The sequence below is a fragment of the Streptomyces sp. S063 genome, assembly GCF_002832675.1.
GTDB lineage: Bacteria > Actinomycetota > Actinomycetes > Streptomycetales > Streptomycetaceae > Streptomyces > Streptomyces sindenensis.
Window position 1 is genome coordinate 3,772,222 of the sequence record NZ_CP021707.1, and the last position, 22,500, is coordinate 3,794,721.

The window sequence follows — 22,500 nt, forward strand, 5'->3', positions numbered from 1 at the left end:
CTGCTCCTTCGCTCTTCTCCCCGGGTGGAGACCGGTGTCCCCTGCACTCTTCCAGAGAGGTCAAGGGCAGGCTTCCGCCGCGTACCGAAATCCCGAATGCTGGGATCCGCGGGTGCCGGGCCTCGGGTTCCCGGATCAGTTCTCGTCGGGCAGGACGACATTGAGCGCCCAGGACACCACCGAGATGATCAGTCCGCCGAGCACCGCCGCCCAGAACCCCTCGACGTGGAAGCTGAGATCGACCACGCCGGCCAGCCAGGAGGTCAGCAACAGCATCAGGGCGTTGACCACCAGGGTGATCAACCCCAGCGTCAGGATGAACAACGGGATGGTCAGGAGCTGGACCACCGGCTTCACCACGGAGTTCACCAGGCCGAAGATCAGCGCCACCAGGACCAGGGTGAGGGCCTTGCGGCCCGTGCTGCCACCCTCCAGTGTGATGTTGTCGATCAGCCAGATGGCAACGGCCAGCGCACCCGCGTTGGCGATCGTCTTGACTACGAAATTCTTCATGTGTCTGATCGTGGCAGACATGATCGGTGGTGGACACCGGCAGCGCAGGTACAGCCGACAGCACGGGCACAAGGGGCGGGACGGGCCATGAAGGCATTCAGACTGGACGAGCTGGAGGCGGAGCGGGCCGCCAACGACGGCGCCTATCTGCAGTTCGTGCGGGAGCGCAATATGTCGGTCGGTCTGTACGCCCTGGACGCGGGGGAGCTCGATCCGCAGCAGCCCCATCAGCAGGATGAGGTCTACTTCGTCGTCAGCGGGCGGGCGTCGATCACGGTGGGGATGGAGACGACCCAGGTCGGCAGAGGGAGCGTCGTCTATGTGCCCGCGGGCGTGGCCCACAAGTTCCACCACATCACCGAGGACCTCAGAGTGATGGTCGTCTTCTCGCCGCCGGAGGGCTGAGCCGCCTGCTCGGACCCTGCCGGGGGAGGGCGTTCCTGTCGGGTATCCCTAGGGGCTCGATCAGGGGTCTTCAAGGGCTGCGCGGCGCCCACCGGACGCCTTCGCGCCTTTAGCATCGAGGCAAGGACTCACAGAGACGAGGTAGAGGCGATGGCCGTGCGGGAGATATTCGCGGGAATGCCCTGGTGGGTGAAGTGGATCGCGGTGCCCGTCATTGCGATCTTCGTGTTCGGCGGTCTGATCGCCAGCGTGGTCGGCTTTGTGATCAGCCTGCTCTTCAAGGCGCTGATCTTCGTCGTGCTGGTCGGCGGACTGATCTTCGTCGTCCGCAAGTTCATGTCGTCGTCGTCCTCGCGCGGTGACTGGTAGCCCACGGACCGCGGGCCGGCACGGGGGCCGGCCTGTCCCGTCCGATCCGGGCGGGATTAGCCCAGCAGAGCTAAGTCCCGGAGGAAACCACTCGTCTGCCGCAGACGGCCGATACAGTGGCGAATCGCTGCCGCCATCCGGAATGTGACCTTCCGTCACCTTGTCGATCGCCTGATCGCTCCTGGGTACGACAGTCCGGTCGTTGGCCTCCGATCGCCGGCGCCCGGATCGGTCCTCGCCGGTCACGGTCACCGGATCTCCGGTCCCCTCCGGTCCTCGGGATCGCGGCAGGCCCGTGGGGGCGGCCCCCACGGGAGGGCCGACGGCCCGTCACCATGCCTGGGGGTGACCTTTGACCACGGCATCGAGTACCGCTGTCCCGACGTTGATCGGTTCGGTTCAGCGGGCGTTGAGGCTGCTGGAGGCTGTGGGCGCTCATCGGGACGGGGCTCCCGCCAAGCAACTGGCGCGAGAGGCGGGGCTTCCGCTCCCGACCGCCTACCACTTGCTGCGCACCCTCACCCATGAGGGCTATCTCCGCCGTGAGAACGGCGTCTTCCTCTTCGGCGCTGCCGCCGAGAACCTGACCGCGGCGCCCGCGGTCAGGAGCCGCCCGCGCCCCATCTCCGTGGCCGACTCCCTCGACCGCTGGCGGGACATCATCGGAGCGCCGGTGTACTGCGCCGTCTACTGCGACGGCGAGATCGACCTCATCGCGGTCGCGGACGCCCCCGACACCCCCGCGGTGGAGGAGTGGGCCTCGTTCCGGGAAACCGCCCATGCGCACGCCATCGGGCAGTGTCTGCTCGCCCAGCTCGACGAGAGGGCCCGCGAGGACCACCTCGACCGGCATCCCGTTCGGCCCCTCACCCGTTACTCAGTGCGAGATCGCGCCACACTTCTGGAACGGTTGCGCACCCTCCGACGAGGTGAACCGGTCATCGAACGCCAGGAGTACGCACTGGGCACCGTCTGCGCCGCGATTCCGGTCACGGCCGGTGCCACCATTGCGGCGATGGCCATTTCCGTACCCCTGGATCGGGAAGATCGGTTGCTGCCCGCAGTCGAACAGCTACGTGGCGAAGTCGCCAGCCTCTTGCGTTCGTTCGTGTTCTCTATCAGTATCTGAAAAATCACTCCTTGTGATCTGCTATCGCGTGCACCACGATGGCGTCAATAGGGCCATGGGGGATCATTCCTGGCCAGATTCATCTACTGCGGGGTTGAACGATGCGCGAGTCGGTTCAAGCAGAGGTCATGATGAGCTTCCTCGTCTCCGAGGAGCTCTCGTTCCGTATTCCGGTGGAGCTCCGGTACGAGGTCGGTGATCCGTATGCCATCCGGATGACGTTCCACCTGCCCGGCGATGCCCCTGTGACCTGGGCGTTCGGACGCGAGCTGCTGCTGGACGGGATCAACAGCCCGAGCGGCGACGGAGATGTGCACATCGGCCCGACCGAGCCCGAGGGGCTCGGCGATGTGCACATCCGGCTTCAGGTCGGCGCGGATCGCGCGTTGTTCCGGGCGGGGACGGCGCCGCTGGTGGCGTTCCTCGACCGGACGGACAAGCTCGTGCCGCTCGGCCAGGAGCACACGCTGGGTGACTTCGACGGGAACCTGGAGGACGCGCTCGGCCGCATCCTCGCCGAGGAGCAGAACGCCGGCTGACCGGGCGCACTCTGCCGTTCGTCGCCCGCCCGTCCCCGGGGCCTGCCCTCGCGTCCCGGCGGCCCGTCACCCCGTCTTGCGGCGGCGGCCCCTGCCGGTCCGCGCGGGTGCGGCCGTAGCCGCCTGTGCGCCGTCCGACCCCGCGCGGTCCGCGGAGACGACCAGCGCGGCGAGCACCGTGGTCACCGGCACCGAGGCGACCAGTCCGATCGAGCCGACCAGCGTGCGGACGATCTCCTCCGCGACCAGCTCGCTGTTGGCCACCGTGCCCACACTGCTCTGGGCGATGGAGAAGAGGAGGAGTAGGGGCAGCGCAGCGCCCGCGTACGCCAGCACCAGGGTGTTGACCACCGAGGCGATGTGGTCTCTCCCGATTCTGATACCTGCCCGGTAGAGCCTCTTCCAACCCATCTCCGGGTCGGCCTGGTGCAGTTCCCAGACGGCGGAGGTCTGGGTGACCGTCACATCGTCGAGCACGCCGAGCGAACCGATGATGACGCCCGCCAGCAGCAGACCGCTCATGTCGATGTCCGGGTAGAGACCGTGGATCAGGCCGGTGTTGTCGTCGGTGTTGCCGCTCAGGCTGGCCCAGCCGATGAACAGGGAGCCCAGCAGCCCGATCAGCAGCAGCGAGATCAGCGTGCCGATGACCGCGACCGAGGTACGGGCCGTCACCCCGTGGCACAGATAGAGGGCCGCCAGCATGATCGCGCTGGCCCCGATCACCGCCACGACCAGCGGATTCGAGCCCTGCAGGATCGCCGGCAGGATGAACAGCGTCAGCACGGTGAACGACACGGCCAGCGCCACCAGCGCCATCACCCCGCGCATGCGGCCCACCAGGACCACCGCCAGGGCGAAGATCCCGGCCAGCAGCGCCATCGGGACCTTCCGGTTCACATCGGTCACCGAGTACTGGAGGTCACGCGGCGCGTCGGGGGCGTACGCGACGACCACGCCCTGACCCTCCTTCAGCTGGCGGGGCGCGTCCGGCTGGACCACCTCGACGAACCGGCGGCCCTTGTCCTCGCCGCTGGTCACCTCGATGGTGGCCTTCGCGCACTCCCCCTCCTGCTCGTTGACGGCCTCCCGCCCCGAGGGCGTGGAGGTGTCACCGGTCGGGGGCACCTGCGCGGCGTTGACGTCCGCGCAGTCGACCTTGACGACCTGGACGACCTTGCCGTCCTGGGTCTGCCGGTCGAATCCGACACCGGTGCGCTCGTGGTCGGGCACGCCGCCGGGCCAGAACGCGATCAGACCGACGACGACGGCCGTCGCGAACGGGATCAGCACGGCGGCGATGACCTTGCGCAGATGGCGGGAGACCGGGGCGGCCGGGCCATGGCTGTGTGTGTGGGCGTGGGTGTGGGTGTGGCCCTGGGGCGGCTGGGGTGCGGGGTCGCTTTGAGGGGAGGTCACGGGGCGATCATCGCAAGAACGGGAGGGCCCTCTGGTCAGCTCGCCGGAAAGGACGCTAGCGTGGAGGCACCTTTGCACACGCGGGAGCTCGGAGCACCGGGCTGAGAGGGCGCTGGGATCGCCGTACATCCGTACGGGACACGCTGCGCCGACCGCCGAACCTGTTACCGGGTAATGCCGGCGTAGGGAGTAGGTCTCATGACCACATCGGACGCACGCACGCCTGCCTCGAAACAGAGCGCCGAGAACCAGGGCGACGAGGCCGGGAAGTCCATCGGCTGGCACAAGGGGTACGTCCAGGGCTCGCGCCCGGACCTCCGGGTGCCGGTCCGACAGGTGCACCTCACCAACGGCAAGGATGTGACGCTGTACGACACGTCGGGGCCGTACACGGATCCCGCCATCGACACCGATGTCCGCCGGGGCCTCGCGCCGCTGCGGGAGAACTGGATCGTCGCCCGCGGCGACACCGAGGAGTACGCGGGCCGCCCGGTCCGCCCGGAGGACGACGGGGTCAAGCACACCTCGCCGCGCGGCGGACTGCGCAACCTCGACGCCGTCTTCCCCGGCCGCCCGCGCCAGCCGCGCCGCAGCCGCGACGGACGGCCCGTCACCCAGCTCGCGTACGCCCGGCGGGGGGAGATCACCCCGGAGATGGAGTACGTGGCGATCCGGGAGAACGTCGAGGCCGAGGTCGTACGGGAGGAGATCGCGGCGGGCCGGGCGGTGCTGCCGGCCAACGTCAACCACCCCGAGATCGAGCCGATGATCATCGGCAAGCGGTTCCTGGTGAAGGTCAACGCCAACATCGGCAACTCGGCCGTCACCTCCTCCATCGAGGAGGAGGTGGACAAGATGACCTGGGCGACCCAGTGGGGCGCCGACACGGTCATGGACCTGTCCACCGGCCGCAACATCCACACCACCCGTGAATGGGTGCTGCGCAACTCCCCCGTGCCGATCGGCACCGTCCCGCTCTACCAGGCCCTGGAGAAGGTCGACGGCCGGGCCGAGGAGCTGACCTGGGAGATCTACAAGGACACCGTCATCGAGCAGGCCGAACAGGGCGTGGACTACATGACGGTGCACGCCGGAGTGCGCCTGCCGTACGTTCCGCTGACGGCCCGTCGCAAGACCGGGATCGTCTCGCGCGGCGGCTCGATCATGGCGGCCTGGTGCCTGGCGCACCACAAGGAGTCGTTCCTCTACGAGCACTTCGAGGAGCTCTGCGAGATCCTCGCGACGTACGACGTCACCTACTCGCTCGGTGACGGGCTGCGTCCCGGTTCGATCGCGGACGCCAACGACGAGGCGCAGTTCGCGGAGCTGCGCACGCTGGGCGAGCTGAACACGATCGCCAAGCGGTTCGGTGTACAGACGATGATCGAGGGCCCCGGGCATGTCCCGATGCACAAGATCAAGGAGAACATCGACCTCCAGCAGGAGATCTGCGAGGAGGCGCCGTTCTACACGCTCGGCCCGCTGACCACGGACGTCGCGCCCGCCTACGACCACATCACCTCGGGCATCGGCGCCGCGATGATCGCCTGGTGGGGCACGGCGATGCTCTGTTACGTCACGCCCAAGGAGCACCTGGGGCTGCCGAACCGGGACGACGTGAAGACAGGCGTGATCACCTACAAGATCGCCGCCCACGCGGCCGACCTGGCCAAGGGGCACCCGGGTGCGCAGGAGTGGGACGACGCGCTCTCCGACGCGCGGTTCGAGTTCCGGTGGGAGGACCAGTTCAATCTGGCTCTCGACCCGGACACGGCCCGGGAGTTCCACGATGAGACGCTGCCCGCCGAACCGGCGAAGACGGCGCACTTCTGCTCGATGTGCGGGCCGAAGTTCTGCTCGATGAAGATCTCCCAGGACATCCGCCGTCAGCACGGCGGTTCGCAGGAGGAGATCGAGGAGGGCATGGCCGCGAAGTCGAAGGAGTTCGCGGCCGCCGGGAACCGGGTCTACCTGCCGATCGCGGACTGACCCGTCCTGTCGCGTGAGGTGGGCCCGGCGGCCGAGTCCGTCGGGCCCACCCTCGTCGGCCGGCCCGCTCCGGGTCGTCCGCCGCGGTGCCGGACGGGTTGTCGGCGACGTACCGCCAGAACCCATGGGGTCCCCGGCGGGCGACGTCGGTCGCCCGTGCCCGCGATCCGGACCTGCCCGCCGTGCGGGCGGGGCCCTGCTCGCCGGGGGGCCGGAGTTGGGGCTTTCCGTGCCTTACGAGTAACTCCATCTGTTGCGGGGCGGTTTGGCATGGTTGATTACCTTGTTAAGCGACAGTATGGACACAGTCGTGCGGCAGCTCTGTGTACGTTCAGGTAACGGGTCAACCTGACTTGACCCGTTCCTTATCTGTGGCTTACTTTCCGGCTTGCTTGGCTGAAAGTTGGCGGCCCTGGAACAAGGGCCCGGGGAGGGGAATCACAATGAACTGGTACCTGGCCGTACTCAAGAACTACGCAGGCTTCAGCGGACGTGCGCGCCGCAAGGAGTACTGGATGTTCACGCTCATCAACTTCGTCATCAGCCTGGTGCTCACGATCATCGGCAGTGCGATCGGCGCGGAGTTCATCTCGTACATCTACTCCGTCGCGGTCATCATCCCCGCGCTCGCGGTCGCCGTCCGCCGTCTGCACGACACCGGCCGGTCCGGCTGGTGGCTGCTGATCGCGCTCGTCCCGCTGGTCGGTGCCATCGTCCTGATCGTCTTCCTCGCCTCGGAGGGCAAGCCGGAGACGAACGAGCACGGCGTCAACCCGAAGCTGTCTCCGCAGGCCATCTGATCCACCGCTCCGGTCCGTCCGGAGCGTCCCCCGGGCCGGGCGCGGCACTTGCCGCCCCGGCCCGCGGTGTGTCCGGGGCAGCGCGTCGGTCTCAGTCCGGCTGGTGCTCCGGGCCGCCGAAGTCCGGGCTGGTGAAGTCGGGGCTGGTGAAGGTCGGCCGGGGGCCGGCCGCCGGGCCGTCGTCCGGACCCGAGAAGTCCGGCCTGCTGTACCCGATCTTCGGGATGCGGTGGGGCGAGCGGTGCGGGGTCCGCGCGGCGGGCCCCGCGGTGGGGTCGGCCAGGGCGTCCCGGAAGAACGGGAGGATGCCACGTTCCAGCAGGGCGTGGCGCCACGCCTCCCTGGCCCGCGCGACCTCCTCCGGAAGCTCCTGTTCCTCCTCCTCGGCGGCGAGGGACGTCGCGCCGTTGCGGAGGGCGGTGACGAGCAGTCCGACGGCGGCGACGAGGATCGCCGCGGCGGCGACGCAGGCGAAGAACCATCCGGCCGTGACCATGGAGCGGCCGAACGTCAGCGACGGGCTGACCGCCTTCAGCAGATAGCCGACGAGCAGGAAGATGAGCGCCGCGGTGCCGGCCAGCAGCGGGGTCAGGACCGTGATGACCGCGCCGATGCCCGCGCCCGGTCCGGCCGAGGTGCTCTGTGGTCCGTCCAGACCCGGGAGCCCGTCGGCCCCTTCGGCGGCCGCCGCCCGGCGCAGTTCGCCGCGGGCCTTGGTGTAGTGCTCGTACTCGGTGGCCGCGGCGGCGGTGATCAGCGCCGTGGCGCCGAGCGCCATGGTGCGCAGCTGTTCGGTGTTGAGCCGGTCCCCGACGCCCTCCAGGTCCGGGCGTTCGTGAGCGTGGCGCAGTGCGTCGCCCAGGATCCGCTCGTACTCGGGTCCGTCCTCGGCCAGCAGGTGCGGAGCGCTTGTCATCTGCATCCCCCGATGCTCCGTCGGTGCCCGGCTGCCCGCGTTGGACCGGGCGATCGGGTGGAAACGGAGGAGAGCCTGCCACTGATAGGCCGATGGTAGAGCGCTCACGGCAAGGGGTGACAGGGTGTTTCCAGAATTGGGCCCGCTGACGGGCCCGGCGATCGGCGAGGTCGGCGCGGACTGAACCTGAAGCGCCTTCCCCGCCGACGGTCAGTCATGCAGGGGGAGTTGGACCACCAGCAGTTTTCCGGCCATGGTCACTCCGCCGTCCATGGCGATGGCGAGGCCGTCCGCGTACACATGGGGACCGTTGATCACGGGCCCCGCGCCGTCCTCGCCCTCCTCCGTTCCGACCTCGCCCAGAAGGTAGGGAATGGGGCTGTGACCATGGACGACGCGCTGTCCGCCGTATGTCGTCAGCAGGTCGCGCACCGCCTGGGAGCCGCCCTCGTCACGGAAGGCGAACCGCTTGGTGAGCTTGCGGAAGAGGTCCCAGCACTCGTCGGCGTCGTTACGCGTGAGAATGGCCGTGATCGTGTCGTTGACGTCCTCGATGGTGGACCCGTAGTCGAGGTAGGCCGTCGTGTCGGAGTGCATCAGCAGATGCCCGTCCTCCTCGACGACCGCGTCGAGCCGGGACATCCACTGGAGGTGGACGTCCTGGAGGCGTTCCATGTCGGTCTTCTGCCCGCCGTTGAGCAGCCAGGCCGCCTGGAAGGTGGCGGTGCCCGCCCCGGAGTTGACGGGGGTGTCGGCGAACCGCTTGGCACCGATCAGCAGCAGTTCGTGGTTGCCCATCAGGGCCTTGCAGTAGCCGCCGGCCGCCGCCGCCTCGGCGGAGAGCCGCATGACGAGGTCGATGACCCCGATGCCGTCGGGGCCGCGGTCGGTGAAGTCGCCGAGGAACCAGAGCCGGGCGTTGCCCGCGGCCCAGTTCCCGTCGGCGTCGATGAGGCCCTGCTCGCCGAGGGCGGCCAGCAGCTCGTCCAGATAGCCGTGGACGTCGCCGACGACGAAGAGCGGGCCGCGGCCGTCGTCGGACGCGGGGTGCGGCTCGGTGACCGTCCGGACCTGGACCGTGTCGCCGCGGCGGATGACCGGGAGGTCCCGCTCGGTCGGGGTGTAGCCCTCCGGCTGCTCATCGCCCACGACGGCGTTTCCGGGGTGCGGCGGGTGCGGCGGCGCGGGGGTGTGCGGCGGGGCGGCCGCGGCGGGCGGCGGCACGGGCGCGCCCGCTGCCGGGGGATGCTGATCCGGCGCCTGCGGCGGCACCGAGGATGGGGGCGCCCCCTGAGCCTGCGGTGGCACGGGCGTCTGCGCGTACGGCGGAACCCGGAAGTCACGCAACGTCGCCGTCCGCACCACGGGTTCCTGACCGGCCCCCTGAGTCATCGACCCCTCCACCACCGTCGCGCCGCCGTACACCTGACGGGCCCTGCCTGGTAGAGGTGGTCCGCGGTGTCGTGCGCCCATCATAGGAATGCGGATCGATCTGTGTGACGCACCAGGGGTGGTGAATCCGGGCGCACGCACGGTTCACCGGCCGATTGGTCCGAAAAGAGATGATCAATCCCCGCTGGGGGAGCGTGGCGCGCTGACCGTGGTGCGGGGTGGGCGGCGTTGCGAGGAGGTCCGGACGATGAGCTCTGTCGGTATGACCTGCTCCACCGGCCCGTCGTGCTCGACCCCTTCGATGGCGTCGATGAGGAGCTGGACGACGGCCGTGCCGATCCGGCGGGGCTTCAGCGAGAGCGTCGTGATGGGCGGCTCGGTGGCCGCGTACACGGTGGACTCGCTGCAGCAGACCAGCAGCAGGTCCTCGGGGACGCGCAGCCCGTAGCGGCGGGCCGCCGCGAGGAGGTCGGTCCCGTTGGGGTCGAAGAGCCCGTAGACCGCGTCGGGGCGGTCCGGGCGGGCGAGCAGCCGGTCGGCGGCGACGGCCCCCGCGCAGGGGTCGTGGGCCGGGTAGGACTCGTAGACGGGATCCTGGCCGACCCGCTCGCACCAGTGGAGGTAGGCGGTGGTGGACAGCCGGGTGTACGTGTCGGTGGTGTTGCCGGTCAGCAGGCCGATGCGGCGGGCCCCGGCGGCGGCGAGATGGTCGAGGAGGTCGAGCACGGCGGCCCGGTGGTCGTTGTCGACCCAGGCGGTGACGGGGAGCGTGCCGGCCGGGCGGCCGTCGGAGACGACGGGCAGCCCCTGGCGGACGAGTTCGGTGACGACCGGGTCCTGGTCGGAGGGGTCGATGACGACGGTTCCGTCGAGCGCGACGTTCGACCAGACGTCGTGCCGGGAGGTGGCGGGGAGGATGACGAGGGCGTAGCCGCGGGCCAGCGCCGCGGAGGTCGCGGCTCTCGCCATCTCCGCGAAGTACGCGAATTCGGTGAAGGTGAAAGGTTCATTCCCGTACGTGGTCACGGTCAGGCCGATCAGTCCCGACTTGCCCGTACGGAGGGTTCGGGCCGCGGCGGACGGGCGGTAGCCCAGGCGCTCGGCGACCTCGCGGACATGGCGGCGGGTGGCGTCCGGGAGCCTGCCCTTGCCGTTGAGCGCGTCGGAGACGGTCGTGATCGAGACCCCGGCCGCGGCGGCCACGTCCCGGATCCCCGCCCGTCCTGGCCGACCGCTGCGCCGGGGGGTCTCCGTCCGGCTCACCTGGTGCTTCCCTGCTGCTGTCATGGCGAGCCGATAGTAGGGCTCCGAGGGGTGGTCGGTCCGGTCGCATATGTGCACGTTGACAGGCACGTTTCTGCAAGGTCACTGCCCATCAAATTCCTTTCAATGCAAGGCAGTTGAAGAATATTGCATGCATGTGTCAGGTTTCGAAGGGCGGGGGCCTGCTGAATGTGCGATGTCTCGAAGAGGTCTCAACTCACCACTTCGGGGGACGCGCGCCACGGCGTGAGCCACCGGCGCGCGCCGAAACCGGAAACGCTCCCCCGGGCGGAGTCCTCGGACCGGCCCCGGGCGAGGTCCCATTCCCGGGCACTGCGGTCGATTTCCCGCTCGGGCCATTCGCAGCGGGGCTCAATCCTCATAAGGTGTGGAGTATTGCTGTGAACGGACGGTCGAGGAGGACCTGCGGTGAGCGAGACGAGCCCCAAGCTGCGCGCCGAGCTGGACGGCGTTCCCGCCTATGTGCCGGGCAAGCCTGCGGCGGCCGGCGGACCGGTCGCGTACAAGCTGTCCTCCAACGAGAACCCCTATCCCCCGCTGCCGGGCGTGCTGGAGTCGGCGCTCGCCGCCGCGGAGAACTTCAACCGCTACCCGGACATGGCGTGCACCGGCCTGATGAACGAGCTGGCCGAGCGTTTCGGCGTGCCCCTCTCGCACCTCGCCACCGGAACGGGGTCGGTAGGGGTGGCCCAGCAGCTGCTCCAGGCCACCTCGGGCCCCGGCGACGAGGTCATCTACGCCTGGCGGTCCTTCGAGGCGTACCCGATCATCACCCAGGTCAGCGGCGCGACCTCGGTCAAGGTGCCGTTGACCGCGGGGGATGTGCACGACCTCGACGCGATGGCGGAGGCGATCACCGACCGGACCCGGCTGATCTTCGTCTGCAACCCCAACAACCCCACCGGCACGGTGGTGCGCCGGGCCGAGCTGGAACGGTTCCTCGACCGGGTGCCGAGCGATGTGCTGGTGGTGCTGGACGAGGCGTACAAGGAGTTCATCCGCGACGCCGACGTGCCCGACGGCATCGAGATCTACCGTGACCGGCCCAATGTGGCCGTGCTGCGGACCTTCTCCAAGGCGTACGGCCTGGCCGGGCTGCGGGTCGGGTTCGCCGTGGCGCACGAGCCGGTGGCCGCGGCGCTGCGCAAGACCGCCGTCCCCTTCGGCGTGAGCCAGCTCGCCCAGGACGCGGCGGTGGCCTCGCTCCGCGCGGAGGACGAGCTGCTGGGCCGGGTCGGCTCGCTGGTCGCCGAGCGCGCCCGGGTGAGCGCGGAGCTGGCGCGCCAGGGCTGGACGGTGCCGGAGTCGCACGCGAACTTCGTCTGGCTGCGGCTCGGTCAGCGGACCGTCGACTTCGCGGGGGCCTGTGAGCGGGCCGGTGTGGTCGTCCGCCCGTTCGCGGGCGAGGGCGTACGGGTCACGATCGGCGAGACCGAGGGGAACGACCTGTTCCTCAAGGCGGCGGAGGCGTTCCGCGCGGAGCTGTAGGGCTTCCCGGCGCGCCGCCGGTACGGCCGGGTGGGGCCCCGGACCTCGATCGACGAGGTCCGGGGCCCCTTTCTTGTCGGGCCGGGTGCCGGCGGCAAAGGCCGGTAGCACGGGGTGGGTGGCCGAAAAGGGGTACCCCCGGCGAAGGCTCCGAAAGTGTGTGCGCCATAATTGCTTGTGAATGTGAACGCGTTCACAAGCGTGCCCTGTTTCCTCCCGTAATCAGGGGGATCAAAGGGGCACAGTGCCGGGATGACCACGGCGATGTAAGGAGACTGACGACGTGGACCTAGCTCTGGCGCCGGAGACCCTGGCGCGATGGCAGTTCGGCATCACCACCGTCTACCACTTCCTCTTCGTCCCCCTGACGATCTCGCTCGCCGCGCTCACCGCCGGCCTGCAGACCGCCTGGGTGCGGACGGAGAAGGAGAAGTACCTCAGGGCGACCAAGTTCTGGGGCAAGCTGTTCCTGATCAACATCGCCATGGGCGTCGTCACGGGCATCGTCCAGGAGTTCCAGTTCGGGATGAACTGGTCCGACTACTCGCGCTTCGTCGGCGACATCTTCGGCGCTCCCCTCGCCTTCGAGGCACTGATCGCCTTCTTCTTCGAGTCCACCTTCATCGGGCTGTGGATCTTCGGCTGGGACAAGCTGCCGAAGAAGATCCACCTGGCCTGCATGTGGATGGTCTCGATCGGCACGATCCTCTCCGCCTACTTCATCCTGGCCGCCAACTCCTGGATGCAGCACCCGGTGGGCTACCGGATCAACGAGGAGCGCGGCCGCGCCGAGCTCACCGACTTCTGGCGGGTGCTCACCCAGGACACCGCGGTCACCCAGTTCTTCCACACCATCACAGCGGCGTTCCTGGTCGGCGGGGCCTTCATGGTCGGTATCGCCGCGTTCCACCTGGCGCGCAAGAAGCACATTCCGGTGATGCGGACCTCGCTGCGGCTGGGGCTGATCACCGTGGTGGTCGCCGGACTGCTCACCGCCGTCAGCGGCGACAGCCTCGCCAAGGTCATGTTCCGGCAGCAGCCGATGAAGATGGCCGCCGCCGAGGCCCTGTGGGACGGTCAGGAACGGGCGCCGTTCTCGATCTTCGCGTACGGGGACGTCAGCAAGGGCCACAACTCCGTGGAGATCTCGCTCCCCGGGGTACTGTCCTTCCTCGCCAACAACGACCCGAACTCCTATGTCCCGGGCATCAACGACCTCAACAAGGACTCGCAGGAGAAGTACGGGCCCGGTGACTACCGGCCCAACATCCCGGTCGCGTTCTGGAGCTTCCGGTGGATGATCGGCTTCGGGATGGCCTCCTTCGGCCTCGGCCTCCTGGGGCTCTGGCTGACCCGGAAGAAGTTCCTGCTGCCACCGGCGCTGCGGACCGGTGAGGACGAGGTGCCGCATCTGGTCCTGTTCCGGAACACGGCGCTGAGCCCCAGGCTCACCAAGCTCTACTGGCTCGTCGCGCTCTGGACGCTGCTCTTCCCCCTGATCGCCAACTCCTGGGGTTGGATCTTCACCGAGATGGGCCGCCAGCCGTGGGTGGTCTACGGAGTGCTGGAAACCCGTGCCGGGGTCTCCCCCGGTGTCTCGCAGGGCGAGGTCCTCACCTCGATGATCGTCTTCACCCTGCTGTACGCGGTGCTCGCCGTGATCGAGGTGAAGCTGCTCGTGAAGTACATCAAGGCCGGGCCGCCGGAGCTCACCGAGGACGACCTCAACCCGCCCACGAAGATCGGCGGTCACGACGACGAAGACGCCGACCGGCCGATGGCCTTCTCGTACTGAGCACACAGGAGCTGAGAGATGGAACTCCACGACGTCTGGTTCGTGCTCATCGCCGTCCTCTGGACCGGCTACTTCTTCCTGGAGGGCTTCGACTTCGGCATCGGGGTCCTCACCAAACTGCTGGCTCGCGACCGCAAGGAGAAGAGGGTCCTGATCAACACGATCGGGCCCGTCTGGGACGGCAACGAGGTCTGGCTGCTCACCGCGGGCGGCGCGACCTTCGCCGCCTTCCCCGAGTGGTACGCCACCCTCTTCTCCGGCTTCTACCTGCCGCTGCTGATCATCCTGTTCTGCCTGATCGTCCGGGGCGTCGCCTTCGAGTACCGCGCCAAGCGGCCCGAGGAGCGGTGGCAGACGAACTGGGAGACCGCGATCTTCTGGACCTCCCTGATCCCCGCCGTGCTGTGGGGGGTGGCGTTCGGGAACATCGTCCGGGGCGTGAAGATCGACGCCGACATGGAGTACGTCGGCAACTTCTGGGATCTCCTCAACCCGTACGCGATCCTCGGCGGCCTCGTCACGCTCACCCTCTTCACCTTCCACGGAGCGGTGTTCGCCGGCCTCAAGACAGCGGGCGACATCCGGGCCCGGGCCCGCGCCCTGGCGCTGAAGCTGGGACCCGTCACCGCGCTCCTCGCGCTGGGCTTCCTGCTCTGGACCCAGGCCGACAACGGGGACGGTTGGAGCCTGGGAGCCCTGATTGTGGCGGTGGTGTCGCTGCTGGCCGCGATCGGAGCCATCGCCAAGGGACGTGAGGGCTGGTCGTTCGCGTTCTCGGGCGTGACGATCGCGGCGGCGGTCGCGATGCTCTTCCTGACGCTCTTCCCGAACGTCATGCCCTCCTCGCTGAACGACGCCTGGAACCTCACGGTCACCAACGCCTCGTCCAGCCCGTACACGCTCACGATCATGACCTGGTGCGCGGGCATCGCCACGCCCATCGTGCTGCTCTACCAGAGCTGGACCTACTGGGTCTTCCGCAAGCGCATCGGCACCCAGCACATCGCCGACGCGCACTGACTCCGGCGAGCTGCTGCGGGCCTCGCGAGATCCGCAGCAGCTCCCGATCCCGCAGAGCTCACCGACCCCGCCGGGGGATGTTTCACGTGAAACCGATCGATCCGCGTCTGCTCCACCACGCACGGGCCACCCGCCTCTTCCTGGCGGCCGTGGTGGCTCTCGGCCTGGTCGGTGCCCTGCTGGTGATCGCCCAGGCGATGCTCATCGCCGAGATCGTGGTGGGCGGTTTCGAGGACGGGCTCACGGTCACCGAACTGCGCACCCCTCTTCTGCTGCTCGCGGCGGTCGCGCTCGGCCGGGCCCTGGTCGCCTGGCTCACCGAGCTGGCCGCCCATCGCGCCAGCGCGGCCGTCAAGTCCGAACTGCGCGGTCGTCTCCTGGAGCGGGCCACACACCTGGGCCCGGACTGGCTGGGCGAACAGCGCACCGGTTCGCTGGTCGCGCTGGCGACCCGGGGGGTCGACGCGCTCGACGACTACTTCGCCCGCTATCTCCCGCAGCTCGGCCTCGCGGTCGTCGTGCCGGTGGCGGTGCTGGCCCGGATCATCACGGAGGACTGGGTCTCGGCGGCGATCATCGTCGTCACCCTGCCGCTCATCCCGCTGTTCATGATCCTGATCGGCTGGGCCACCCAGTCCCGGATGGACCGTCAGTGGCAGCTGCTGTCCCGGCTCTCCGGGCACTTCCTGGACGTCGTCGCCGGGCTGCCGACCCTGAAGGTCTTCGGGCGGGCCAAGGCCCAGGCCGAATCGATCCGTACGATCACCTCCGACTACCGCCGGGCCACCCTGCGCACCCTGCGGATCGCCTTCCTCTCCTCCTTCGCGCTGGAGCTGCTGGCGACCCTGTCGGTGGCCCTCGTCGCGGTCACCATCGGCATGCGGCTCGTCCACGGCGAACTCGATCTCTACACCGGCCTGGTGGTCCTGATCCTGGCCCCGGAGGCGTATCTGCCGATCCGCCAGGTCGGGGCGCAGTACCACGCGGCCGCCGAGGGGCTCGCGGCCGCCGAGGAGATCTTCGCGGTCCTGGAGACCGAACCCCGGTCCTCGGGCTCCGAGGACGTCCCCGACACGCTGGGCCTGGAGCTGGCGGACGTGACCGTACGCCACGAGGGCCGCGCCGGACCGTCACTGGACGCCGCGTCGCTCTCCGTGGAGCCGGGGGAGACCGTCGCCCTGGTCGGCCCGAGCGGCGTCGGCAAGTCCACCCTGCTGAACGTGATCCTGGGCTTCGCCCGGCCCGACGAGGGGCACGTACGGGTCGGTGGCCGGGACCTCGCGGACCTGGACCTCGAACGCTGGCGGAGCCGTATCGCCTGGGTCCCTCAGCGCCCCCACCTCTTCGCGGGCACGATCGCCGAGAACGTCCGCCTGGCCCGGCCCGACGCCCGCGACGAGGCGGTCGTCGCGGCGCTGCGGGACGCGGGCGCGTACGACTTCGTCGCCGCGCTCCCGGACGGGATACTGACCGTGCTCGGCGAGGACGGGGCCGGGCTCTCGGCGGGCCAGCGCCAGCGCATCGCCCTCGCCCGGGCGTTCCTCGCCGACCGGCCGCTCCTGCTCCTGGACGAGCCGACCGCGAGCCTGGACGGCGAGAGCGAGGCGGGCATCGTCGACGCCGTACGGCGGCTGGCAGCCGGGCGGACCGTGCTGCTGGTCGTCCACCGCCCGGCGCTGCTGGCGGTCGCCGACCGTGTGGTGGCTCTGGAGCCGAGCACCGACGCCCGGACTGAGGCGTACGGGGAGCCCCTCGCGGGCCTCGCGGCCCCCGGGCCGGCCGTACCGGAGCCGCTCGCCGGCGGCGAACCGCCGACCGCCCGCCCCATGGAGTCCCTGGGCTCCCCCGCCCCGGCCGGGGCCCGCCCGGGGCGGGTGCTCGCCCGGGTCCGCGCGTCGGCCGGGGACCGGCGCGGACAACTGGCCCTGGCCCTGCTGCTGGGCAGTCTGGCGGTCGGGTCGGCCGTGGGGCTCATGGCGGTCTCCGGCTGGCTGATCTCCCGCGCCTCCGAAGAGCCGCCGGTCATGTACTTGATGATGGCGGTCACCGCGACCCGGGCCTTCGGTATCGGGCGAGCCGTCTTCCGCTACGCCGAGCGGCTCGTCTCGCACGACGCCGTGCTGAGGCTTCTCGCCCAACTGCGCGTCGCCGTCTACCGGGGCCTCGAACGCATCGCCCCCGCCGGTCTGCGCACCACCCGGCGCGGCGATCTGCTGTCCCGCCTGGTCGCGGACGTGGACGCGCTCCAGGACTACTGGCTGCGCTGGCTGCTGCCCGCCGCCACCGCCGTCGTGGTGGGGGCCGCCGCCGCCGGGTTCACCGGCTGGCTGCTCCCGGAAGCGGGCGTGATCCTGGCCGTCGGCCTGCTGCTCGCCGGGGTCGGCGTCCCGCTCGTCAGCGGCGCCTGCGCCCGCCGTACGGAGCGTCAGCTCGCACCCGCCCGCGCCGCCCTGGCCACCCGGGTCACCGACCTGCTCGGCGGTACCGCCGAACTGACCGTCGCGGGCGCCCTGCCCGCCCGGCAGGAGCAGCTGCGCGCGGCCGACACCCTCCTGACCCGGATCGCCTCCAGCGCGGCCGCCGCGACGGCGCTGGGCGGCGGTCTCTCCGCCCTGGTCTGCGGGCTCACCGTGGTGGCCGCCGCGGCCGTCGGCGTTCCCGCCGTCGACGACGGACGGCTGTCCGGGGTCGCGCTCGCCGTGGTGGTGCTGACGCCGCTCGCCGCCTTCGAGGCCGTCGCCGGGCTGCCGCTCGCCGTGCAGTACCGCCAACGGGTCGCCCGGAGCGCGGAGCGGGTGTTCGAGGTGCTGGACGCCCCCGTACCCGTACAGGAGCCGCAGACTTCGGCCGAGGAGCCCGGCTCGCCCTTCCCGCTGGAGGTACGAGGGCTGAGCGCCCGCTACCCGGGGGCGGGGCAGGACGCGCTGGCCTCGCTCGACCTGACGCTGACACCCGGACGGCGCATCGCGGTCGTGGGGCCTTCCGGCTCCGGCAAGACGACGCTCGCCCAGGTCCTCCTGCGCTTCCTGGACGCCTCGTCGGGGACGTACCGGCTCGGCGGCGTCGCGGCGTCCGCGCTCGACTCGGACACGGTCCGGCGCTCGGTCGGGCTGTGCGCCCAGGACGCCCATGTCTTCGACAGCACGATCCGCGAGAACCTGCGGCTGGCCCGGCCCGGGGCGACCGACGCCGAACTGCGCGACGCGCTCTCCCGGGCCCGGCTCCTCGACTGGGTGGGCGCCCTGCCGAAGGGCCTCGACACGGCCGTCGGCGAGCACGGCGACCGGCTCTCCGGCGGCCAGCGCCAGCGCCTCGCCCTGGCCCGCGCGCTCCTCGCCGACTTCCCCGTCCTCGTCCTGGACGAGCCCGCCGAGCACCTCGACCTGCCGACCGCCGACGCCCTCACCGCCGATCTGCTGGCCGCGACCCGGGGGCGCGCAACGGTCCTGATCACCCACCGGCTGACCGGCCTGGAGGCGGTCGACGAGGTGCTGGTGCTGGACGCGGGCCGGGTCGTCCAGCGTGGACCGTACGCCGAACTCGCCGCAGAGGACGGGCCGTTGCGCCGCATGCTGGAGCGCGAACGCGAGACGGTGGGGGCGGGGGTGTAGGGAGACGGTGGACGCAGGCAGGCGTCGGGCGGTCTCCGCCCTTCCGGTCGTGGGGCACGCGGCACGAGTGTCGCGCGGCCACCGCGCTTCCGGCCATCAGGCGCATTCTCGACTTTCGCCTCATATCGGCACTTACTAGGCTCGGGTCATGGCAGAGCCCGACCCGAAGGACTCCCTCGACGCCGCCACCCGGGCCACCCGCAGCCTTCAGGGGCTGTCCACCGAACTGACCGCGCGGGTGCCGCAGCTCCTGGAGGCGATGCGGTCTGTCGGCGCGGGGCTGGAACTGCACTCCACCCTGGACCGGATCTGCGAGACGGCCGCCGAGCTGGCCCACGCCCGGTACGCGGCCATCGGCGTCGTCGACGAGCTGGGCGAGGGTCTTTCGGACTTCGTCACCCACGGCGTTCCGCAGGACGTGGCCGAGGAGATCGGGCGACGGCCCGACGGCCACCGGGGCCTGCTCGGCGCGCTGATCCACGACCCCGCCCCGGTCCGGCTGGCCGATCTGTCCACCGACCCGCGCTCCGCCGGGTTCCCTCCGGGCCACCCTCGGATGCGGTCCTTCCTCGGGGTGCCCATCCGGGTCCAGGGGGAGATCTTCGGCAACCTCTATCTCACCGAGAAGCACGGCGGCGCGGAGTTCAGCGACTACGACCTCCATATGGTCCGGGTGCTCGCCACGGAGGCCGGGATCGCCATCGGCAACGCCCGGCTGTACGAGGCGGCGCGGCAGCGGGAGCACTGGATCGACGGTTCGGTGGCGGTCACGACGGCGCTCCTGTCGGGCGGCGACGCCGACGAGGCCCTGTCCGTGGTCGCCGAACAGGCCCGTCGGCTCGCGGACGCCGCCGCCGGGATCGTGCTGCTGCCGGCCGAGGAGGGCGGTCTGGAGATCGTTGCCGTGTCGGCCGACGACCCCTCGTCCTCGCTCGGGGTGATCATCCCGGGCCGGAGCGCGGTGGCCGCGAAACTCCTCGCGGGCGAGGCGGTGTTCATCGACGACTCCGCCTCCGACAGCCGGATGGTGACCCGGCTGGCCGACCGGTTCGGCCCCAGCATGCTGCTGCCGCTCCAGAGCGGCGGCCGGGTGCTCGGCGCGCTGGCCACTCCGCGCTCCCGGGGGGCGCGCCCGTTCACCGAGCCCGAGCGGACGCTCGCAGCGCAGTTCGCCTCCCAGGCGGCACTCGCGCTGATGATGGCCGAGGCACAGCGGGACCGGGAGCGGCTCGCGGTGTACGAGGACCGCGACCGGATCGCTCGTGACCTCCACGACCTGGTCATCCAGCGGCTGTTCGCCACCGGGATGATGCTGGAGAGCGCCCAGCGCAGATCGGTGGTGCCCGAGGTACGGACCGGTGTCGGCCGGGCGGTCGACGAGCTGGACGTGACGATCCAGGAGATCCGTACGGCGATCTTCGCCCTGCAGCAGGAGCCGGCCGAGGCCCCCTCGGGGCTGCGCACCCGCGTTCTGCGGGAGATCAACATGGCGGCCGTCCCGCTCGGCTTCAAGCCCGCGCACCGCTTCCTGGGGCCGGTGGACTCGCTCGTCGGCGAGCTGACCGGCAAGAACCTGGTCGCCGCGTTGCGCGAGGCGCTCTCCAACGCCTTCCGGCACGCGGAGGCGTCGCTGATCGATGTGGTCGTCGACGCGACGGTGACGCTGCCGGACGGGCGGGCCGCGGTACGGCTCTCGGTCGCCGACGACGGGGTGGGCATCCCGGAGGGCGGCCGCCGCAGCGGACTGCGCAATCTGGCCCGCCGGGCCGAGTCCCTGGGCGGGTCGAGCCGGATCGAGCCGGGCATCGGGGAGGGCGGCGCCGGTACGACGGTGGTGTGGGAGGCGCCGCTGTGAGCGGTCGCCTCCCCGTTGTGCCGAAAGGTTTCAGCGGGCTTGGGTGCGGCCGGCCTGGGTGCGGTCCTCCGCGCGGGCGGCGAGGATCCGCTCGATGACGAGGGCCACCCCGTCCTCCTCGTTGGTGGCGGTTCGGCCCGTGGCGGCGGCCAGCGCGTCCGGGTGGGCGTTGCCCATGGCGAAGGAGGCGCCGGCCCAGTTGAGCATCTCGATGTCGTTGGGCATGTCGCCGAAGGCGACCACCTCGGCGGACGAGATACCACGCTCGGCACAACAGGCGGCCAGGGTCGTGGCCTTGGAGACGCCGAGCCCGCTGACCTCCAGCAGCGCGGACGGGCTGGAGCGGGTGATGGCCGCCCGGTCGCCGGCCGTCGCACGGGCCAGGTCGAGGAAGGCGTCGGGCGCCAGCTCGGTGTGGTGGGCCAGCAGCTTGAGCACGGGCGCGCCGGCCCCGGGGGTGTCCTCGTGCAGCAGCTTCTCCGCGACGGCGACCGAGGCCCCCGGGTCCAGGTGGAACGGCGGGTAGGCCGGTTCGTAGTTGATGCCGGTGGTCATCTCGACGGCGAACGAGGTGCCGGGGGCCGCCTCGCGCAGGGTGCGCACGACGTGGAGGGCGGCGTCGCGCTCCAGCGCCCGTACGGCGAGGAGGTCGCCGTCCGTCCGCAGATCGGTGACCACGGCGCCGTTGGCGCAGATCGCCGTGCCATGGCTCTGTACGTGATTCCGTACGACGTCCATCCAGCGGGCGGGCCTGCCGGTGACGAAGAAGACCTCGATCCCGGCCTCCTCGGCCGCCGCGAGGGCCGTGACGGTGCGCGCGGACAGTGTTTTGTCGTCGCGGAGCAGGGTGCCGTCGAGATCGGTGGCGATCAGCCGGGTCACGGCGGGAAGAGGCGTAGCGGTCACTGAGGTCACCGGGCCATTCTCGCCCACGAGGGTGCACGGGCGTGCGAAGGGGCGCACATGTGAGTAGGTGGAGGCGCTGATCTGCGGAAAGGTCCAGAGGCATATGCCAACGCCATCGGGTGGTCGCGGAGCGTGCGCACGGTCGTAGGCTCAGGGGCATGAGCCCCCGCCTGAGCACCGTGATCCTTCCCGTCCACCGCTGGAACGAGGGCGGTCGTGACCGCTGGCAGCGCGCGGAGGAGCTGGGCTTCCACACCGCTTACACCTACGACCACCTGTCCTGGCGGACCTTCCGGGACGGCCCGTGGTTCGGGGCCCTGCCCACGCTCACCGCCGCGGCGACGGCCACCGAACGCCTGCGGCTCGGCACCCTCGTGACCTCGCCGAACTTCCGCCACCCGGTCACGCTGGCCAAGGAGCTCATCTCCCTGGACGACATCTCGGGCGGCCGGATCACGCTCGGCATCGGCGCCGGAGGCAGCGGGTTCGACGCCACCGCGCTGGGCCAGGAAGCCTGGACCCCGCGCGAACGTGCCGACCGGTTCGCCGAGTTCGTACCGCTCCTGGACCGTCTGCTCACCGAGGACGCGGTGACCGAGCGCGGGACCCACTACACCGCGGACGAGGCCCGCAACATTCCCGGCTGTGTCCAGCGGCCTCGGCTGCCCTTCGCGGTCGCCGCGACCGGGCCGCGCGGGCTGAAGCTCGCCGCCCGCCACGGGCAGGCGTGGGTCACCACCGGCGACCCGAAGCTGTACGAGAACGGCACCCCGGAGGAGTCGCGGGCCGCGCTGCGGGCGCAGAACGAGAAGTTCACGGCGGCGTGCGCGGAGATCGGGCGAGACGCCTTGGAGCCGGACCGGATCCTGCTGACCGGCTTCACCCCGGACCGCACCGCCCCGCTGGAGTCCGTGGACGCCTTCGTCGACTTCGCGGGCCGCCATGCGGAGCTGGGCTTCACCGAGATCGTCGTCCACGCCCCGATCCCGGACTCGGTCTTCGACGTCGACCCGAAGGTCTTCGAGCGCATCGCCACCGAGGCGCCCGCGCAGCTGGCGTGACCCCCGAGG

The 22,500-nt window shown here is 70.5% G+C and carries 18 protein-coding genes; 12 read left to right on the top strand and 6 right to left on the bottom strand.

What is annotated here, in order from left to right:
* Nucleotides 1-135: 135 nt before the first annotated feature.
* Nucleotides 136-513, bottom strand: coding sequence for a phage holin family protein (locus CCZ36_RS17315; RefSeq protein WP_128818056.1), 378 nt, complete (start codon nt 511-513; stop codon nt 136-138).
* 87 nt (nt 514-600) lie between these two features.
* On the opposite strand from CCZ36_RS17315, the gene CCZ36_RS17320 reads away from it, so the two are divergent.
* The 4 genes from CCZ36_RS17320 (at nt 601) to CCZ36_RS17335 (ending at nt 2,955) form a co-directional block, all read left to right on the top strand.
* Nucleotides 601-918 carry a cupin domain-containing protein gene (locus CCZ36_RS17320; protein ID WP_006126030.1) on the top strand — a complete coding sequence of 106 codons (318 nt, stop codon included), beginning with the start codon at nt 601-603 and terminating at the stop codon, nt 916-918.
* Nucleotides 919-1,074: 156 nt separating this feature from the next.
* Nucleotides 1,075-1,287: a DUF5326 family protein gene (locus tag CCZ36_RS17325; protein ID WP_006126031.1), complete on the top strand. Its 213-nt coding sequence runs from the start codon at nt 1,075-1,077 to the stop codon at nt 1,285-1,287.
* Nucleotides 1,288-1,639: 352 nt separating this feature from the next.
* On the top strand, nt 1,640-2,416 hold the full coding sequence (locus tag CCZ36_RS17330; RefSeq protein ID WP_305144074.1) for an IclR family transcriptional regulator: 777 nt from the start codon (nt 1,640-1,642) through the stop codon (nt 2,414-2,416).
* 101 nt (nt 2,417-2,517) lie between these two features.
* Entirely contained in the window at nt 2,518-2,955 is a 438-nt protein-coding gene (locus CCZ36_RS17335) for an SsgA family sporulation/cell division regulator (RefSeq protein ID WP_069735679.1), read from the top strand.
* Between the two features lie 66 nt (nt 2,956-3,021).
* On the opposite strand, the gene CCZ36_RS17340 is transcribed toward CCZ36_RS17335, so the two are convergent.
* Nucleotides 3,022-4,374, bottom strand: a complete 1,353-nt coding sequence (locus tag CCZ36_RS17340; RefSeq protein WP_069735678.1) for a YibE/F family protein — start codon at nt 4,372-4,374, stop codon at nt 3,022-3,024.
* Between the two features lie 198 nt (nt 4,375-4,572).
* Here CCZ36_RS17340 and thiC point away from each other — a divergent pair, with 198 nt between their 5' ends.
* Nucleotides 4,573-6,363, top strand: coding sequence for a phosphomethylpyrimidine synthase ThiC (gene thiC / locus CCZ36_RS17345; protein ID WP_069735677.1), 1,791 nt, complete (start codon nt 4,573-4,575; stop codon nt 6,361-6,363).
* A gap of 443 nt (nt 6,364-6,806) precedes the next feature.
* Nucleotides 6,807-7,163 (top strand): DUF805 domain-containing protein, encoded by a 357-nt coding sequence (locus tag CCZ36_RS17355; protein WP_069735676.1) that lies wholly within the window; start codon nt 6,807-6,809, stop codon nt 7,161-7,163.
* A 91-nt stretch (nt 7,164-7,254) separates the two neighbouring features.
* Here the strand turns inward: CCZ36_RS17355 and CCZ36_RS17360 are convergent, their stop codons facing one another.
* From CCZ36_RS17360 to CCZ36_RS17370, 3 genes are all read right to left on the bottom strand, one after another.
* Nucleotides 7,255-8,085, bottom strand: coding sequence for a hypothetical protein (locus CCZ36_RS17360; protein WP_069735675.1), 831 nt, complete (start codon nt 8,083-8,085; stop codon nt 7,255-7,257).
* A 204-nt stretch (nt 8,086-8,289) separates the two neighbouring features.
* The gene (locus CCZ36_RS17365) at nt 8,290-9,486 is read right to left on the bottom strand and encodes a metallophosphoesterase (RefSeq protein WP_249030715.1); all 1,197 of its coding nucleotides are present in this window, start codon (nt 9,484-9,486) and stop codon (nt 8,290-8,292) included.
* 159 nt (nt 9,487-9,645) lie between these two features.
* Nucleotides 9,646-10,758, bottom strand: coding sequence for a LacI family DNA-binding transcriptional regulator (locus CCZ36_RS17370; protein WP_006126041.1), 1,113 nt, complete (start codon nt 10,756-10,758; stop codon nt 9,646-9,648).
* 405 nt (nt 10,759-11,163) lie between these two features.
* On the opposite strand from CCZ36_RS17370, the gene hisC reads away from it, so the two are divergent.
* From hisC to CCZ36_RS17395, 5 genes are all read left to right on the top strand, one after another.
* Nucleotides 11,164-12,243, top strand: a complete 1,080-nt coding sequence (gene hisC, locus CCZ36_RS17375; RefSeq protein ID WP_128818057.1) for a histidinol-phosphate transaminase — start codon at nt 11,164-11,166, stop codon at nt 12,241-12,243.
* 283 nt (nt 12,244-12,526) lie between these two features.
* Complete coding sequence (locus tag CCZ36_RS17380) at nt 12,527-14,038, top strand: cytochrome ubiquinol oxidase subunit I (RefSeq protein ID WP_128818058.1); 1,512 nt, start codon at nt 12,527-12,529, stop codon at nt 14,036-14,038.
* Nucleotides 14,039-14,056: 18 nt separating this feature from the next.
* Nucleotides 14,057-15,058, top strand: a complete 1,002-nt coding sequence (gene cydB, locus CCZ36_RS17385; protein ID WP_069735671.1) for a cytochrome d ubiquinol oxidase subunit II — start codon at nt 14,057-14,059, stop codon at nt 15,056-15,058.
* An 86-nt stretch (nt 15,059-15,144) separates the two neighbouring features.
* A complete protein-coding gene (gene cydD, locus CCZ36_RS17390; RefSeq protein ID WP_128818059.1) occupies nt 15,145-18,669 on the top strand; it encodes a thiol reductant ABC exporter subunit CydD in 3,525 nt (1,174 codons plus the stop codon).
* Nucleotides 18,670-18,817: 148 nt separating this feature from the next.
* Nucleotides 18,818-20,524: a sensor histidine kinase gene (locus CCZ36_RS17395; protein WP_128818060.1), complete on the top strand. Its 1,707-nt coding sequence runs from the start codon at nt 18,818-18,820 to the stop codon at nt 20,522-20,524.
* Nucleotides 20,525-20,554: 30 nt separating this feature from the next.
* On the opposite strand, the gene CCZ36_RS17400 is transcribed toward CCZ36_RS17395, so the two are convergent.
* Nucleotides 20,555-21,439, bottom strand: coding sequence for a Cof-type HAD-IIB family hydrolase (locus CCZ36_RS17400; protein ID WP_128818061.1), 885 nt, complete (start codon nt 21,437-21,439; stop codon nt 20,555-20,557).
* Between the two features lie 149 nt (nt 21,440-21,588).
* On the opposite strand from CCZ36_RS17400, the gene CCZ36_RS17405 reads away from it, so the two are divergent.
* Nucleotides 21,589-22,491 (top strand): LLM class flavin-dependent oxidoreductase, encoded by a 903-nt coding sequence (locus tag CCZ36_RS17405; protein WP_069735667.1) that lies wholly within the window; start codon nt 21,589-21,591, stop codon nt 22,489-22,491.
* The last annotated feature ends 9 nt before the right edge of the window (nt 22,492-22,500 follow it).